Source organism: Enterococcus sp. AZ109, assembly GCF_051714625.1.
Taxonomy (GTDB): domain Bacteria; phylum Bacillota; class Bacilli; order Lactobacillales; family Enterococcaceae; genus Enterococcus_A.
The window spans coordinates 1,080,928-1,096,540 of sequence record NZ_JBIOSF010000002.1 but is presented as its reverse complement, the minus strand read 5'-3'; the positions used below and the strand labels follow the sequence as shown (position 1 = coordinate 1,096,540).

Sequence of the window (15,613 nt, the reverse complement as noted above, 5' to 3'; positions counted from 1 at the left end):
CTCTAGTCTCAGGAATTTTTTTGGTAATAAGCAATCTCCTGCGCTAGCTTGGAAGGATTTCCAGCTTCTTTTTGGAAAATAATTCGTAGTGGTCTGGCTACCAGCAGACCTTGATAGTCCTTCGTATAAAAAGACAAACGAACGTGGAAATAATTCACGTATTCGATGAGCGCAAACAAGTAGATACACACTGCGACGATGCAGGCTAACAGATTTGTTTGGCTTACGTTTAACAGAAAGATCGGTACATACAAGGCGTACAAAATTAAGGTTACGATCTTTACCTTAGTGAATATACTGCCGATTTGCTTTTTGGATAAAGCTTTTTTTCGTTGCGTACGATTTAGCAAATTGAACCAATAAAGCGATCCCTCCAGCAAAACAATACACAGCAGCAATACCGGATAAAAGGTCAGCCAATTCAAGCGATACGGCAAAAGCTCTGCCAAACTTGCTTGACCATCGGCGAAGGCACCAAACAGATCTAAATTTACATAAAATAATCCGGTGTAGAAAAAATAGACAAACATAATCACGACAAGATTGACGAATTCCATTTTTGCCAAATAGGTCAGTTCTTCTTTGGTGGTTCTTTTTTTAATGGTTCTTTTTTTAGCCATCGGTTGCCTCCTGTTTTTATTTTAGTGTATCAGATGGCTCGTGATGGAGGGAAAAATTTCCTAAAAGGTAGTGTTTTTGTCTTAAATGAGCTCAGCACAGAAAATCCTTGAGGTTCAGCGACTTTGAACCTCAAGGATAGCTTTCACTATTTGGTAACTATTTCTTCTTTTTGTGCCACTACTTTCTCCAAAGCTTGCTCCAGATCTGCCAGCAAATCTTCGGTATCTTCAATTCCCACCGACAACCGCAGCAGGCCTTCTGTCACGCCTTGTTTTTCTCGTTCTTTCTTCGGCACACAAGCATGGCTCATCGTCACTGGATAGGACAAGATCGACTCCACTCCACCTAAGCTAACCGCAGCAATCGGAATCTTCAAGGCATCTGCAAAGGTATAAACGGCCTCTTGATTTTCTAGTTCAAAGGACAAGACCGCTCCGCCACAAGATGCTTGGCGACGATGAATATCAAATCCGGGATGAGTCGGCAACCCTGGATAATGAACCTTTTTCACTGCCGGATGCTCAGCTAATAGCCAACTGATTTGTGCGGCGCTTTTAACACTTTGCTCCATCCGAAGTCCCATCGTTTTCATGCCCCGCATGATCAGCCAACAGTCCTCCACACTAAGAATACTGCCAAGTACCTTTTGCTGCAGGGTGATTTGTTGTGCCCATTCTTCATCATTGGTGATCACCAGACCAGCTACCACATCACTGTGACCGTTGATAAATTTCGTTGCGCTATGAATCACCACGTCCACGCCCATTTCCAACGGATGCTGATACAACGGTGTCATAAAAGTATTGTCGATAATTGTATGCAAATGATGTTCTCTGGCAATCGACACTACGCCAGCAATATCGGTTATGCTTAATAATGGATTGGAAGGTGTTTCTAGATAAAAGGCCTTTGTATTGGGGCGAATAGCCTGAGCCCATTCGTTTAAATCAGTTTCATCCACGAAAGTCACATCAATGCCGTAACGATGCAGCACTTCATTTACCAGTTGGAAGGTGCCCCCGTAAATACTCTTGCACATGACGATATGATCGCCTTGACTGAAGCTTAGCAAAACGGCGGAAATTGCTCCCATTCCAGAAGAAAATGCCGTCGCAAAGCGGCCTCCTTCAATCGCTGCAATCCCTTCTTCCAGTGCGTGACGAGTTGGGTTCCCGAATCGCGAATATGTGTAAGGCTGCCCCTCTTTGATGGATGCTTGTTTAAAGGTGGAGCATTGGTAAATCGGAATCGAGGATGCACCGGTCTCTCCATCAAAAACCGAATAGCCATGGATTAATTTTGTATTGTTTTTCATCGAATCTGCCTCCTGTACTTATACTCAAAAACGCTTCGATTCTACACTTCGATTCTAACACCACAAGAAAACGCTTTCTAATATTGTGATCAAGAACTTAGCAGACTCTCATAGCTTGTTTAAGCTATTCTTAGAAGAAATTTTTTTTGATTTTGGGAAACAATAGGAGAGATTTCTTGAATGAAGTTCCGAACAATAATTTTAAGTCAAATGAACGTCTACGAAAAGTTAGTAGTGGCGGTGACATAAAACGTCACCGCCATTTGAAAAGCGCATAATCGGTGGAACTGAAGCAGTTCTTTATAACCATCCTACCAAATAAAAAGCGAGCAGGTTTGAAGGTAATTCCATCAAACCTGTTCGCTTTCTCCTATCAAAATATAGATGTTACATTCTATGCTCCTTGACAATAGTAAGCTTCTTTCACACCATAAAAATGATCCAGCTTATAATCCAATTTGCCTAAGGTACCTTCCAGCTCCGCGATTTTTGTCAGCAGATTTTGTCTTTCCTCTAGCAAAATTTGCTTGCGCTCTTCGAAGGTCTGCTCGCCGGCTTTATAAAGGGCATTGTATTCAATCAAGGACTCAATGGACAGACCGGCTTCTCGCATGCATTTGATTGTATGAATCCAGTCAAGATTGGCTTCGCTGTAATTGCGAATCCCTCCGGAAGTTCGTTCAATCGGCGGAATTAAACCAATTTTTTCGTAATAGCGCAAAGTTGCTGAAGTTAGTTCTAATTTTTTAGCTGCTTGAGAAATGTTCACGTTCCGTCACTCCTTGGTATTTTGAATTTTTAGTAAGTTGTTCAAAGTGTTAAGCCATTGTTTTTTCCCAGTTTCGCAGGGTGTTGACCTTGGTTTGGTCAGCTAGTTCTTCTAGCTGAGCGATTTCTTCTGACGTCAACTGATACATATCTCTAATTTTTATCTTTTTCGTTTCCTCAGCCGCTTTGATTAAACGACGATTCACAGTAGACGTTGCAATTGATGGGTGAAACAATACAATGAGTGTCTTCATTTTGGACCTCCTGTTTTATTTTTCGTGGCTGTTTTTAATGATATGTCGCAAGTAATCAATTCGTTCTAGTTTTTTTTCTTCTAAATGGATGGCCGCCAGTTTTTTCTGCCGCTGATTGTTCAACAAGTTTATGCAGGCTGCTTCGCCATTTTTATTTTCCAGCAACAGCCGCATATAGCTTTCAATCTCGTCATGGCTGAAATCCAAATCATGCAGCGCCATGATGGTGCTCAAGCGTTCGATATCTTGATCATCATATTGCCACTCTCCCATAACGATCTTAACGACATCACATAAGCCCCATGATTCATATTCTTGTAAAATTGACACGGGAATATCATAACGTTGGCTAACTTCTGCTTGATTCATTGAAAAATCTCCTTTGATTAGAATAGCTTCGTAAACTCATTCAGCTTTGGAAGCCAGACAGTATAAAAAAAGTAGCTGTCCCTCTTGGGTACAACTACAGTATGCTCTTGCATTAGTGAAATGTCTAATACCTAAATAGATAGGTTATGATATGCCTTTTAGGTATTTCTCTACAAAACGGATAAAGGCTGAAGTAGTTGGAGAAAATGCTTGATTGGCTTTCCAAACCAACACTGAGGTCAGGTTCAACTCTGGCGATAAAGGGATAAAGGTGGTACCCGTATAGGTCGCAGCCAGTTCCAAGCACAGAGCGATCCCCGTTCCTTGGCGAACCATCGCGGCCGCATTGTATAAAAGATTATAGGTTCCCACTACGTTCAATTCCTGTCCTAGCTGACCAAACCAGTTGGCCAGCTCATTTTTGATAGGATTGTTTTGGGAAATTAACAACGGATACGTGATCAAGTCCGCTGGCGTAATTTCCGCTTGTTGGACCAAAGGCGACTCAGCTGGAACAAGTACTCCCCAGCGCTCTTTTTGCGGCATCCGCACAAAACTATATTTATCAATCGCCACGGGCTCAATTAACAAACCCACCTCCAACAGTCCTTGATCCATCCGATCTCTGATTTCTTCGGAATTTCCGCTCATTAAGACAAATTGGACCAGCGGGTGCTGTATTCTGAAGGCAGCAATTAGCTCCGCCAGATCATTTACGCTCATTAATTCCCCTGCACCAATACTGATTTCTCCGGTTAAATTTTGATTGTCCCCAGAAAAATCGTTTTTGATTTTATCTGCTAAGAGCCGCATTTCTAACGCCCGGCGCCGCAGTAGCAGTCCTTCTTCTGTCAAAATCACATTGTGGCTTTTTCGTTCAAATAATTTTACCCCCAACTCTTCTTCTAGCTGAGCCAGCTGCCGAGACAAAGTTGGTTGTGTCACATGCAGCAGCTGGGCTGCTCTAGTGATATTTTCTTCTCTTGCTACCATTAAAAAGTAATTCAAGACCCGTAATTCCATCTGAATGCCTCCACTCTTCCCTTAAACCAAAATGCTTCACCATTCATTTTACACCACTCTTGACTTCAAGTTCAGATTAAGTGGTAAAATTATTTTGATAGGAGGTAGTCCAAATGAAATCACTTTATTTAATGCGCCACGGGGAAACCCTGTTTAATGCTCAACAAAAAGTACAAGGCTGGTGCGATTCCCCTTTAACGGAAGCCGGGAAAGAACAAGCACTAGCTGCTCGAAACTATTTCCAGCAAAAGAACATTCACTTTGATCATTGTTACGCATCTACTCAGGAACGAGCCTGCGATACACTAGAGCTGGTGATCGGCTCGCAAACATACAGCCGCCGCAAAAACCTGAAGGAGATGTTTTTTGGCCAATTTGAAGGAGCAAGTACGTATTTACAACCGAAAGGACCGGAAAGCTACGAAAGCTTTTATGTTGATTTTGGCGGCGAAAGCGGCGAAGAAGTTCGGCAGCGAATACTGGCTGAGCTGACCGATATTATGACAAATGAGGTTGAAAGTACGGCGATAGTGGTTTCTCATAATGGTGCTATTTTTTATTTTTTACAGCAGGTTTTGCCGGAAAATACCCAGCTGCCGCTTCATTTAGCGAATGGCGGGTTTATGAAATTTTCTTTTGAACAAGGTGTGTTTACTTATTTGGAAACGATGAATCCTATAGAAAAACTAGCGAATTTTGATAAAGTAGACTAGGAATCTGGTTCTATTGGTGAAGAAAATAGACGTACCTTCATCGCGAAACACAAAGAAGATACATCTAGCAGAGTTACTTGTAATAGGTAGTTTTTCAATCTAGTTATTGGATCGGGGTTGAATAAACAAATTGCTGTTCCATCGTCATTACCGGCAAACCAGGATTTATTCGAGCCAATTGCTGAGTTAAGTCTATCATTACCGTTTCATCAGGGGTCTGAATTTCCGCTAGTTCGTAAGTTTTCCCCAATTGACGATAGCTTTGAAGGCCATAACGATGATAAGGCAGCAGTTCTAAATCAGCACCTCGCAACTGAGCCACGAATTTGGCTGATTGTGTCAAATCAGCCAAATCTAAATTAACTGTCGGAATCACTGGAATTCGAATATGCAGCGCACATTCCGGAAAATCCCTAACAAAGCGTTTCAGATTTTCCTTGATCCGCAGGTTAGAAACACCCGTCCATTTTTGGTGCTTTAAACTATCAAAAAACTTCAAATCGACATAGATCGCATTTAACCAAGAGCCTACTTTAGAAATTTCTTGATAATCTGCATAAAAGCTCGTTTCTAAAGCCGTATTAATTCCTGAATATCGAGCCTTTTTTAAAATCTCTTGAGCAAAATCTGCCTGTACTAAGGCCTCTCCGCCGCTGATAGTAACCCCTCCACCAGAATGAAGATAGAAAACCGCATCCTTCTCCACTTCCTTAATAACGTCCTCGCTGGTCATGATCGAACCAAAGCCCTTTTCTATTTTGTTATTCTGAGATTCTGGCGTTGAACACCACTTGCACCGCAAGGGACAGCCTTTTAAATACACAACTGTCCGCAAACCTTCACCATCGTAAATAGACGATTTTTCAATTCTTAAAACGGTTCCTGTTTCCATCGCTAGCCCGCCACGAAGCCAGTTTGCGGCGTCCGGCCTATAATTTCGTCTTGAACATCTTTACCTAGTTCAACGAAATAAGCTGTGTAGCCCGCTACTCGAACCAACAAACCTTTATAGTCTTCTGGATTTTTCTGGGCCTTTAGCAGTACTTCCCGATCAATTACATTAAACTGAACGTGGAATAATCCTAAAGTACAGACTGATTTCAACAGTGCCATCATCTGCATCACGCCATTTTCTGATTTTAATAGATCTGGCTCTACCTTCATGTTCAATAAGGTGCCCTGTACAAAACGATCATGCGGAATATGTGATACTGATTTAATGACCGCACTTGGTCCTTGGGTATCGGTGCCACCGCTAGGACTCACGCCATCTGCTAAGGGTGTCCAAGCTGCTCGACCAGAAGGCAAGGCCCCCACTTCTAAACCAAAGGGCGTGTTCCCAGAAACTGGGAGAATCCCCGGTGTCATTTTGCCAAATTTACTTTGGTATTTTTCGATTTCATCAGCAATAAAGGTAAACATATCATTCGCAATATCGTCCACCGTTTCATCATCGTTACCATATTTTGGTGCCCGCAAACATAATTGTTGAACCTCTTCGTAACCAATAAAATCGGCATCCATTGCGATGACCAACTCTGCCATTGTCAAAAGATGGTTGTCGTAAATCAAACTTTTAACTGCAGCTAAGCTGTTGATTAAATCCGCCACACCAATCAGAATAATCCCGTTGCCGCAATTGTATTTAGCCCCGCCCTGAGAATAATCCAAACATTTTTGGATGCACTCACGATGGGTCAAGGAAAGCACCGGTACCGGACGATTCATGCAAACCTCATCAATTACATGACTGCCTTTGACACATGCCCTAACCACAAAGGCGATTTGCTTTTTGACCGCTTGTTCATATTCCTGATAGCTGGTAAAGCTGATTGGATCACCCGTTCTCACGGATACTTGACGGCCGCTTTTACGATTCACCCCATTGGTCATCACAAATTCGCACATACTGCCAAGGTTGATATCTGCCAAGGCCGTATACTGCTTTGTACGACCTTCCAGATTCGTTTCTACACAGCCGCAAGGATTCCACTCCAACGCTTCCTTTAAAGGAATGCCCTTGTTCATCAACATACGAATCCCCATATCGTCATTATGAAAGGCAGGAAAACCAGTTCCCAGCTTAATCAACTCCACCACCTTGCGCAAAAATCGATTAGGATTTTTCGACAAGCTATAACGTACTGATAACGATGGCTGATACAGCTGTACATCCATCGTCGCTTGCAGAATCAAATAAGACAGCTCATTAACGGCATCACGGCCAGATGTGTCCACGCCACCGACACAGACATTCTGAAACATTGGATACCCTGCCGCAAATTCCGCCGTCTCGGCATCTTGGAAAAGACAGGTCTCACTAAATTTAACCCATAAGCAATCAAGTAACTCTTGTGCCTGTTCTTCCGTAATCCGCCCTTCAGTCAAATCTTTTTGATAAAATGGATATAAGTACTGGTCCATTCTCCCCGGATTATAGCTGGCCGCGTTCTGCTCCATAAACAAAGCAATTTGATAAAAGTACAGCGACTGCAACGCTTCGTGGAAATTACGAGCCGGATATTTTGGTACCCGTTCACAAGTAGCCGCGATGTTCATAAGCTCCTTCTTTCGCTGTGGATCAGCTTCCCCTTCCGCCAGTTTCCCAGCCTTCTTGGCATAACGGCCTGCCAATATTTCGATGCCTTCCATTGAAATTAACAACGCATCCAGATATACTTGTTTTTCATAATCACCGGGAACAGTGATATCCAACTGAGCTTTCCGATTCAAAATATCTTTACGAATTCCTTCTAAGCCTTCATTAATTACTTGAGTATACCCAGCAGTCACCTCACCAAAGCCGCGAACTGCCTTACGATTAATGTAAATCACACCCGTATCTCTTAATTCTTTCGTGTCTTCAGGAATCTGTTCCAACCAGGCTTCATAAGTAGAGCGTCCTTGCCAAAATGGGCGAATTTCCGCTTCGAAAACAGCTTTGTCTTCCGATCTTAAGTAAAAAGGATCGTATTTACGCGTGCTGATAGTATCCAGCTCTTGGTCTAGAATCGACCAGCAAGTATCAGCGCAAATGATCCCAGCCCGCATCTTACTGCCAGCACAGCCGACGAGCAATTCATCCTCCCAAATAGTGACCGTCTTTTCCTGACATTGCGCTTTAAATGCTTTAGCTTTTTGAATGACAAACGGTTGTCCAGCGGTCCCTTGAAATGATCTAGTCAGAATTCGGGCATTTTCCAGATCGACTTCGGGACGGGTATTGGTCACTTTTTCCTTCATGCGGTTGATTCGATTCATATAGGTTTTCATACTTATTCCTCCAGCCTTCGCTTGTGATACCTATAACATAAGCGTATTTACGGTTCTTTTGTTGGGTTATCTAACCATAAAATATAATTATCCAACCAAAAAAAGAGAAGTCAGCTACTAGTCAGCCTTCTCTTGATGCATTCGATATTTTAATGGGGTCATTCCCACCCGCTTTTTAAATGTTTGAATAAAACTGGAGGATTCACGAAATCCCGCTCGAATCGCTATCTCCTGAATCGAATAATTTGTCTGAAGTAGTAGCTGCTGAGCTTCAGAAATTCGATACTGAATCAAATATTCATAAGGTGAATAGTCGGTAAACTCTTTAAAGCAGCGGGTACACTCTGTCGCTGATATATGAACGGCTTCGGCTATTTCCTTAATGGTGATTGCCTCCATATAATGTTGATGAACAAAATCCAATAGCTGCTGGATACGGTTTTGTTTTAATTTCAACGGCCTCTGATTGGTCGCATTTACTTCAGTATTTGCAAGAATCAACGCCCAAATACGACTCAATAAAATTGCAATCTGATATTCCCAGGCAAAAGTATTCTTAGTTTGGTACAACTGGTTAATTTCAAGAAATTTCTCCAAGACCGTTTTTTCCCAGGGTACTTCTGGTTTAAAAACAATGATTGGCAGCAGATATTCTCCTACATAAGGCAGCACATACTTTTGTTCAAGCAAACTTCCCAGTGAAAAACTCAACAATCTATGACTAAAATTAATGCTAAAGTACTCTCCTTGATCCTCCATTTTTTTCGTGATGTGTAAATAGCCTGAATTGACAAAAATCCCGTCACCTTCTCGCAACAGATAGTCCTTGCCATTCACCTGCATCGTTAAATCACCTTTGGTTGCAATTGTATATTGAATTTCTTCATGCCAATGAAGGTTGTTAAAGCCCCGACCTGCCGGAAACATTGTGTAGCGATTAACGGTATAAATTTCAAAAGGAAAATTACTGTTTTGATAACGATTTTTCTCATGCAGTTGATGCTCTTTTTCCATACAGCCGAGCTCCTTCATTGTTCTTTCTTCTTATTATACAACATTCTATTCTTTCAAATGGTTGTATATCTATATTTTCTGGTCAGATAAATAAACTTTCTTTAACTGGGAGTTGTTAAGATACGAAGCATAATCAAGGAGGTCTACATCATGTCAAATTTACAAAAAAAAGATTTTTCAAGCTGGTATTTGCAAACCATCCAACAAGCCGAGCTAATGTCTTATTCTGAGGTTCGTGGCTGTATCGTCTTTCGTCCCGATGGCTTTGAGCTGTGGGAACGTATTCAGAATGAAGTGAACAAGTATCTACGTCAGGAGGAAATTCGCAATGTCTATTTTCCAATGCTGATTCCAAAAAGCTACTTTATGAAAGAAGCCGAACACGTTAAAGGCTTTGCCCCAGAACTGCCTTGGGTAACTGAAGTAGGCAGTGAAAAATTGGAAGAACCTTATGCGCTAAGACCCACCTCTGAAACCATGATCGGCAAATCCTTTCATGAGTGGATCAACTCTTATCGTGATCTTCCTTATGAGATTAATCAATGGGCCAATGTTTTTCGCTGGGAAAAACGCACCCTGCCGTTTCTGCGCACCTCTGAATTTTTATGGCATGAAGGGCACACAGCTCATGCTGATGAAGCCGATGCTCGAAGAAGGACCCTGCATGTACTTAACTTTTATGTCAAAATGCTAGAGGAGTTTTTAGCGATCCCGGTGCATGCTGGTCAGAAAACACCTTCTGAACGCTTTGCCGGAGCGGTCGATACCTTTTCAATTGAAGCCATGATGAAGGATGGAAAAGCAGTACAAGCCGGAACTTCTCACTATCTAGGAACGAAATTTGCGGAAGCCTTCGATATCAAATACTTAGATCAAAGCAATCAACATGCGTATGTTCACACTACCTCATGGGCCGTTTCGACCCGTCTGATTGGTGCACTGATTATGGTTCATGGTGATGAAAAAGGCCTGGTGCTGCCGCCAAAAATTACACCTACTCAAATTATTTTGACGCCCGTGGGTCCATGGAAAAAAGAGCCAAAAATCCTTGAGACCTTGCAAACTATCCAGGATTTGCTGAAAGCTGCTGGTTTGCGCGTCCGTCTAGATGATTCTGACAGCACACCAGGCTATAAATTCAATAAATGGGAACAAAAAGGCGCAGCTATCCGCATCGAATTAGGTCCTAGAGACCTGCTGCAGAATCAATTCGTTCTCAAAATGCGCGATCTAGACGCCAAAGAAGTCTGGTCACTTGATGATTTGGAACCGACCTTTATCCAACAAAAGCTTGATCAAATGCATGATCGGCTATTGGTTAATGCCCAAAAATTTTCTCGTACACACGAGCATTTGAACATTGAAACATTGGCTGAGCTGAAGGAACACATTAAATGCTGCGAAAAAAATCAGGAAATACCTGGTTTTATTTTAATCGGCTGGGACGGTTCTGAGGAAACTGAAGCTCAAATCAAAGAAGAAACTGGCTTCACCACCCGGAATATCCCATTTAATCCACCAGTAGAAAAGAAGTTCGATATTGTGAACGGAAAATCTGCCAAGCATACCGTTTGGATTGCACGGGCTTATTAGGAAGACAGTATGAAGTTTAATCGTATAAAAATAAGAGCCCGAATTTCAGGCTCTTATTTGTTTGAATTCATATTCTATTGTCAGATTTTAAGAACTGTCTATTATTACTCGTACATTTAGGACGACTCAAATTAATGATATGGAATTTTTGCCTTTTTTATAGTTATATTCATTTGAATATACTCGTTTACACGCTCATACCAGCCATAAATCCTTCTTCAATAGCCACTAGTGCATTGCTTGTTTGGGCTGCACCACCGATAACTTTAGCAGAAGGATGAATCTCCTTAATTTTCTCAGCTAACCTATTGTTTGGAACATAGCCTAAACCTAAAACAACCATGTCAGCAGGTAATTTCAATGTTTCAGCCCCATTGGATACAATTACCCCATCATCCTCAATTTCGACAACTCTTGTTTCCGTGTACTGCTTCACACCATACTTATCCATCAAATTAAGAAGCTGGATAGTCGCAATGTCATCAAGCTCTTCAAACAAAGAGTTTTTCATTTCAACAACACTTACATCTCTTTCTTGCACAGCTAAGTGCAGCGCTGTTTCTCCACCGACTTCACCACCGCCTGCTACGACAATACAATTTCCAGGTTGTACTTGACCAAGTAAGACTTCTTCTGCTTTATGAACGATTGGCTTTTCAATACCTTTAATCGGTGGAGTAATTGGTGATCCTCCGGTTGCTACAATAATCTCATTTGCATTCTCTTGACGAATCATTTCTTCTGTAGCTAAAGTTCCCAACAACACTTCAACCTCATATTTTTCAAGCTCCTGAATAATCCAAGCAGTATAGGTTGCCAAATCTCCCTTAGACGGAGGATAGGCTGCTGATTTAAACTGGCCGCCTAAGAAATTCTGTTTTTCAATCAACTTGACTTGGTGACCTCTCATTGCTGCTGCTCGAGCTGCTTCCATCCCGCCGGGGCCGCCGCCAATGACCAATACTTTTTTAGGTTCTTCCACTTTACTATAATCTAAATAATACTCTTTTCCTAAAGTTGGATTAACCAAACATTTGCTGCCATCAGGTCCTTCTTGTTTGAAAATACAGCCTTGTAAACAGCCGATGCAATATCTAATCGACTCAACCTCACCATTTTTAGCCTTATTTGGTAAATGAGGATCAGCTAACGACCCTCTTCCGATCCCAATAAAATCAGCTTTATCTAATTCTAAAATTGTTTCTGCCATTTCAGGATTATTGATTCTATTGACCACAATAATTGGAATATCGACTAATTTTTTTATTTCAGCCGAAAATTCTACCACTGCTGCCTTTTCCATGTACATGTTGGACACAATACTTTGATCATAACTTCCATAAACACCTGTAGATACGTGGATAGCATCTACTCCCCATTGCTCAAACCATTTAGCAAGTGCTCTTGATTCAGCGATCGTTCTTCCGCCTGGAACGCGTTCATCCGCAGAAAAACGAATCGTAACTGGAAACTCTTGTCCTACTTTGGATCGAATATTAGCAATTACATCCTTAACAATTCTAGCCCGATTTTCTAGACATCCACCATATTTATCAACTCGCTTATTGGCATAGGTGGAAAGGAATTCTGCCAGCAGATACCCATGCCCTGCATGGATTTCAACACCATCAAAGCCGGATTTTTTAGCTCTAAGCGCACAATCACCGAAATCTTCAACGATTTGCTCAATTTCGGAAATAGATAACTCTTTGGGAATTTCTCTTTTCCAAGCACAAGGTATTGCTGAAGGAGCCACGGGCTGTACACCGCCGTTAACACCACTGTGGGATTGTCTGCCTGCATGGTAAATCTGACAAAAAACTTTTGAATCATACTTGTGGATACGATTTGTAAATTCAATGTTTTTCTCCATTTGATCATCATTCCATAAACCAGCAATTCGATCATATCCTTTTGCTTGTTCGCTAATCGCGTAGTCCTCGGTTACAATTAGTCCCCATCCACCTTTTGCCTTTTCTTCATGATAGGCCATATACTTTTCAGTTAACGTACCATCATGATTGCAATAGTTTACTACCATTGCTGTCACCACTAACCTGTTACTCATTTCACAATTACCGATTGAGTAAGGTGAAAATAATTTTTCGAGCATCTGAATACCCCCTAGTTTTTACTTACTTCCATTATGAAGTCTGTAGCAACTACGGAGTCAATACCCTTTTACAACTTTTTAATTGGCACAAAGAACTCAATAAATCGCATATATTTTTTATCGTTAATTCTCGCCAGCAATATGCCAAATACATCCCCAGCCACTTCATACTTTCTATTTTTTAGATATTCAAGGCCAGGCTCCAATAACTTTTTGGAAAAATTCCATCTTTCACCCGCATCTACGATAAAGCGGAGGTACAACTGCGACGGTATCTCTTCAATTCTTTCATCCGTTTCATAAGGGATCTCCAGTCCGTCAGCATCCGACTGCTCGACTGCAAAGCCCCATTCAAAATTCTCGCTCTCTCCAACAATGTCTTCGAAGCGAATGATGACAATATTATCAATCAACGCATAGTAATCCATAAATAAACTAAAACTCTTTTTAGTCTCATTCACTTGTATGTATTCAAAATTTTTCCTGTGAGAGATAAACAGTCGCGACGGCGGAGTAACCATCTGAAATCCTAGGTCAATATTCTCTAAACTATTAACATAATATTGCAGCTTCTTTTCGTAAAGCTGGTAGTAAATGATCTTCTTTTGAATCGTTTCTTGCTTTGACTTCATCAAGTCGAGATATTCTGAATAATCCAACTCATGGATCATTTCTTTTACTTCTGACAAAGAAAACTCCATCTTCCTAAACTTTTTGTATTCAAGCAGATAATTGATATCCCAATCGTCAAACATGCGGTAGTTGGTTTTTTCATCTTTTTCGGGGGAAATAATCCCTTTTTTCTCATAAAATCTCAATGTGTCAATCGGGATGTTTAGTATTTTAGAAACTTCGTTAATCTTATACTTCATTTTATTTCTCCTTTGCATTTGGGCTGGATGTATACAAGTGTTGGTTTTAGCTGACAAGTTCCTTCTATGACAAATGACAGGCTACTATGTAATTGGTACTTTGCAGCTGCATACACTCCCAATCAACAAAAGAACTTTCTGACAGCAGCTTCATATTAATTGTACCAAAATAGGCGTACGAGCGGCTGCCGTACACCTATTTTTTGTATTCAAATTAAAGCTGTTCGCCGTTTGAAGCAATGACATTTTTGTACCAGTCAAAGGATTTTTTCTTCTTGCGGTCCAATGTACCATTGCCTTCATCATCCATGTCAACATAAATGAAGCCATATCGTTTTTTCATTTCACCTGTTCCGGCAGAAACTATATCGATACACCCCCACGGTGTGTAACCGATCAAATCGACTCCATCTAGTTCGATGGCATCCTTCATACACTTAATATGCTTTGAAAAATAATCGATACGATAATCATCGATTATTTTTCCGTCTTCAGTAAGTTGATCGACAGCACCAAAACCATTTTCTACCACGAATAAAGGAATGTTGTAACGATCATACAGTGAAGCTAGAGAAATTCTCAGTCCTAGCGGATCAATCGCCCAACCCCATTCAGATTCAGTCAAATAGGGATTTTTGACTGCTGGCACTTGATTGCCGCCAACATATTTTACGTTTTCCGGATTGGCAGTTGAAGCAGTTGACATATAATAACTGAAGCCGATGTAATCCACCGTTCCTCTAGCAATCAGTTCATCATCTCCTGCTTCTTTAACAATCGTAACGTCTTCCCGTTCAAATTGTTTTAATTTATGAGCAGGATAGTAGCCTTTTACTTGAACATCAATATAAAATTCCTGCTCCCGATTGAATTCCATAGCTGCCAACACATCTTCAGGATTGCTGGTCATAGGGTAACTTGGAATATAGGCAACCATCATACCAATTTGAAAATCAGGATTGATTTGATGTCCCAATTCCACCGCTTTCGCACTAGCTACAAATAAGTGATGGGCTGCTTGATACCTGCTTTGCGACTCACTGCTGTGAATACCAATTTGTGTCCAGCTTCGTAAAAAATTAATTTCGTTGAAGGTCATCCAGTACTTTACTTTGTCTTTATAACGCTTAAAAACCGTCTCACAGAAAAACAAGAAGTAGTCGATGACTTTTCGGTTCGTCCAGCCATCGTATTCGTCCGCTAAATACATCGGTATATCAAAATGATTCATAGTAACCACTGGTTCAATGCCATATTTCAAACATTCATCAAAAACGTCCTGATAAAATTGTAATCCTTCTTCATTGACTTCCTTGGTTCCTTTAGGACAAATTCTTGCCCAGGAAATTGAAAGTCTGAAGCATTTAAAGCCCATTTCAGCAAACAATGCAATGTCTTCCTTATAATGATGATAAAAATCCGTTGCCACATGACTAGGATAATATTGGTTTGGATCGATATAACCAGTAGCACCTTCAGGTAAACTTTGTTCCCGTGTGACTTGTTCAATTTTACCTTCTTTCGTTTTATAGGTAATCATTCGAGGATGCTCTTTGCTACCTCCAGTAATCGCATCCAACGTACTTAAGCCTTTGCCTCCTGATAAATACCCACCTTCATATTGATTCGCAGCGGTCGCCCCGCCCCATAAAAAGTTTTCTGGAAAACCCACATTTATTCATCCC

The 15,613-nt window shown here is 41.1% G+C and carries 14 protein-coding genes; 2 read left to right on the top strand and 12 right to left on the bottom strand.

Annotation, left to right across the window (positions count from 1 at the left end; genetic code table 11):
* Window positions 1-8 precede the first annotated feature (8 nt).
* From IGI42_RS21925 to IGI42_RS21900, 6 genes are all read right to left on the bottom strand, one after another.
* The gene (locus IGI42_RS21925; RefSeq protein ID WP_438718190.1) at window positions 9-620 is read right to left on the bottom strand and encodes a hypothetical protein; all 612 of its coding nucleotides are present in this window, start codon (window positions 618-620) and stop codon (window positions 9-11) included.
* 146 nt (window positions 621-766) lie between these two features.
* Complete coding sequence (locus tag IGI42_RS21920; RefSeq protein WP_438718189.1) at window positions 767-1,936, bottom strand: trans-sulfuration enzyme family protein; 1,170 nt, start codon at window positions 1,934-1,936, stop codon at window positions 767-769.
* A gap of 394 nt (window positions 1,937-2,330) precedes the next feature.
* Window positions 2,331-2,705: a MerR family transcriptional regulator gene (locus tag IGI42_RS21915; protein ID WP_438718188.1), complete on the bottom strand. Its 375-nt coding sequence runs from the start codon at window positions 2,703-2,705 to the stop codon at window positions 2,331-2,333.
* Window positions 2,706-2,754: 49 nt separating this feature from the next.
* Window positions 2,755-2,958: a hypothetical protein gene (locus tag IGI42_RS21910; protein WP_438718187.1), complete on the bottom strand. Its 204-nt coding sequence runs from the start codon at window positions 2,956-2,958 to the stop codon at window positions 2,755-2,757.
* 15 nt (window positions 2,959-2,973) lie between these two features.
* Complete coding sequence (locus IGI42_RS21905) at window positions 2,974-3,327, bottom strand: MerR family transcriptional regulator (protein ID WP_438718186.1); 354 nt, start codon at window positions 3,325-3,327, stop codon at window positions 2,974-2,976.
* Between the two features lie 144 nt (window positions 3,328-3,471).
* On the bottom strand, window positions 3,472-4,350 hold the full coding sequence (locus tag IGI42_RS21900; RefSeq protein WP_438718185.1) for a LysR family transcriptional regulator: 879 nt from the start codon (window positions 4,348-4,350) through the stop codon (window positions 3,472-3,474).
* A gap of 113 nt (window positions 4,351-4,463) precedes the next feature.
* Between IGI42_RS21900 and IGI42_RS21895 the strand changes: the two genes are divergently transcribed.
* Window positions 4,464-5,063: a histidine phosphatase family protein gene (locus tag IGI42_RS21895; RefSeq protein ID WP_438718184.1), complete on the top strand. Its 600-nt coding sequence runs from the start codon at window positions 4,464-4,466 to the stop codon at window positions 5,061-5,063.
* 103 nt (window positions 5,064-5,166) lie between these two features.
* Here the strand turns inward: IGI42_RS21895 and IGI42_RS21890 are convergent, their stop codons facing one another.
* The 3 genes from IGI42_RS21890 to IGI42_RS21880 form a co-directional block, all read right to left on the bottom strand.
* Window positions 5,167-5,955 (bottom strand): 4Fe-4S cluster-binding domain-containing protein, encoded by a 789-nt coding sequence (locus IGI42_RS21890; RefSeq protein ID WP_438718183.1) that lies wholly within the window; start codon window positions 5,953-5,955, stop codon window positions 5,167-5,169.
* Window positions 5,956-5,957: 2 nt separating this feature from the next.
* The gene (locus IGI42_RS21885) at window positions 5,958-8,336 is read right to left on the bottom strand and encodes a glycyl radical protein (protein WP_438718182.1); all 2,379 of its coding nucleotides are present in this window, start codon (window positions 8,334-8,336) and stop codon (window positions 5,958-5,960) included.
* A gap of 117 nt (window positions 8,337-8,453) precedes the next feature.
* Entirely contained in the window at window positions 8,454-9,350 is an 897-nt protein-coding gene (locus tag IGI42_RS21880; protein ID WP_438718181.1) for an AraC family transcriptional regulator, read from the bottom strand.
* 150 nt (window positions 9,351-9,500) lie between these two features.
* On the opposite strand from IGI42_RS21880, the gene proS reads away from it, so the two are divergent.
* Complete coding sequence (gene proS, locus IGI42_RS21875) at window positions 9,501-10,943, top strand: proline--tRNA ligase (RefSeq protein ID WP_438718180.1); 1,443 nt, start codon at window positions 9,501-9,503, stop codon at window positions 10,941-10,943.
* A gap of 187 nt (window positions 10,944-11,130) precedes the next feature.
* Here the strand turns inward: proS and IGI42_RS21870 are convergent, their stop codons facing one another.
* The 3 genes from IGI42_RS21870 to IGI42_RS21860 all read right to left on the bottom strand — a co-directional run bounded on the left by IGI42_RS21870 (window position 11,131) and on the right by IGI42_RS21860 (window position 15,600).
* Window positions 11,131-13,056: an FAD-dependent oxidoreductase gene (locus tag IGI42_RS21870; RefSeq protein ID WP_438718179.1), complete on the bottom strand. Its 1,926-nt coding sequence runs from the start codon at window positions 13,054-13,056 to the stop codon at window positions 11,131-11,133.
* Window positions 13,057-13,124: 68 nt separating this feature from the next.
* A complete protein-coding gene (locus IGI42_RS21865) occupies window positions 13,125-13,928 on the bottom strand; it encodes a MerR family transcriptional regulator (RefSeq protein WP_438718178.1) in 804 nt (267 codons plus the stop codon).
* A 214-nt stretch (window positions 13,929-14,142) separates the two neighbouring features.
* The gene (locus IGI42_RS21860; RefSeq protein WP_438718177.1) at window positions 14,143-15,600 is read right to left on the bottom strand and encodes a family 1 glycosylhydrolase; all 1,458 of its coding nucleotides are present in this window, start codon (window positions 15,598-15,600) and stop codon (window positions 14,143-14,145) included.
* Between the last annotated feature and the right edge of the window lie 13 nt (window positions 15,601-15,613).

What these genes read in the sequence shown, in the direction of transcription:
- proS (WP_438718180.1), top strand. Translation starts at nt 9,501, where the DNA reads ATGTCAAATTTACAAAAAAAAGATTTTTCAAGCTGGTATTTGCAAACC.
- IGI42_RS21900 (WP_438718185.1), bottom strand. Translation starts at nt 4,350, where the DNA reads ATGGAATTACGGGTCTTGAATTACTTTTTAATGGTAGCAAGAGAAGAA.
- IGI42_RS21905 (WP_438718186.1), bottom strand. Translation starts at nt 3,327, where the DNA reads ATGAATCAAGCAGAAGTTAGCCAACGTTATGATATTCCCGTGTCAATT.
- IGI42_RS21870 (WP_438718179.1), bottom strand. Translation starts at nt 13,056, where the DNA reads ATGCTCGAAAAATTATTTTCACCTTACTCAATCGGTAATTGTGAAATG.
- IGI42_RS21880 (WP_438718181.1), bottom strand. Translation starts at nt 9,350, where the DNA reads ATGGAAAAAGAGCATCAACTGCATGAGAAAAATCGTTATCAAAACAGT.
- IGI42_RS21920 (WP_438718189.1), bottom strand. Translation starts at nt 1,936, where the DNA reads ATGAAAAACAATACAAAATTAATCCATGGCTATTCGGTTTTTGATGGA.
- IGI42_RS21890 (WP_438718183.1), bottom strand. Translation starts at nt 5,955, where the DNA reads ATGGAAACAGGAACCGTTTTAAGAATTGAAAAATCGTCTATTTACGAT.
- IGI42_RS21910 (WP_438718187.1), bottom strand. Translation starts at nt 2,958, where the DNA reads ATGAAGACACTCATTGTATTGTTTCACCCATCAATTGCAACGTCTACT.
- IGI42_RS21895 (WP_438718184.1), top strand. Translation starts at nt 4,464, where the DNA reads ATGAAATCACTTTATTTAATGCGCCACGGGGAAACCCTGTTTAATGCT.
- IGI42_RS21865 (WP_438718178.1), bottom strand. Translation starts at nt 13,928, where the DNA reads ATGAAGTATAAGATTAACGAAGTTTCTAAAATACTAAACATCCCGATT.
- IGI42_RS21925 (WP_438718190.1), bottom strand. Translation starts at nt 620, where the DNA reads ATGGCTAAAAAAAGAACCATTAAAAAAAGAACCACCAAAGAAGAACTG.
- IGI42_RS21885 (WP_438718182.1), bottom strand. Translation starts at nt 8,336, where the DNA reads ATGAAAACCTATATGAATCGAATCAACCGCATGAAGGAAAAAGTGACC.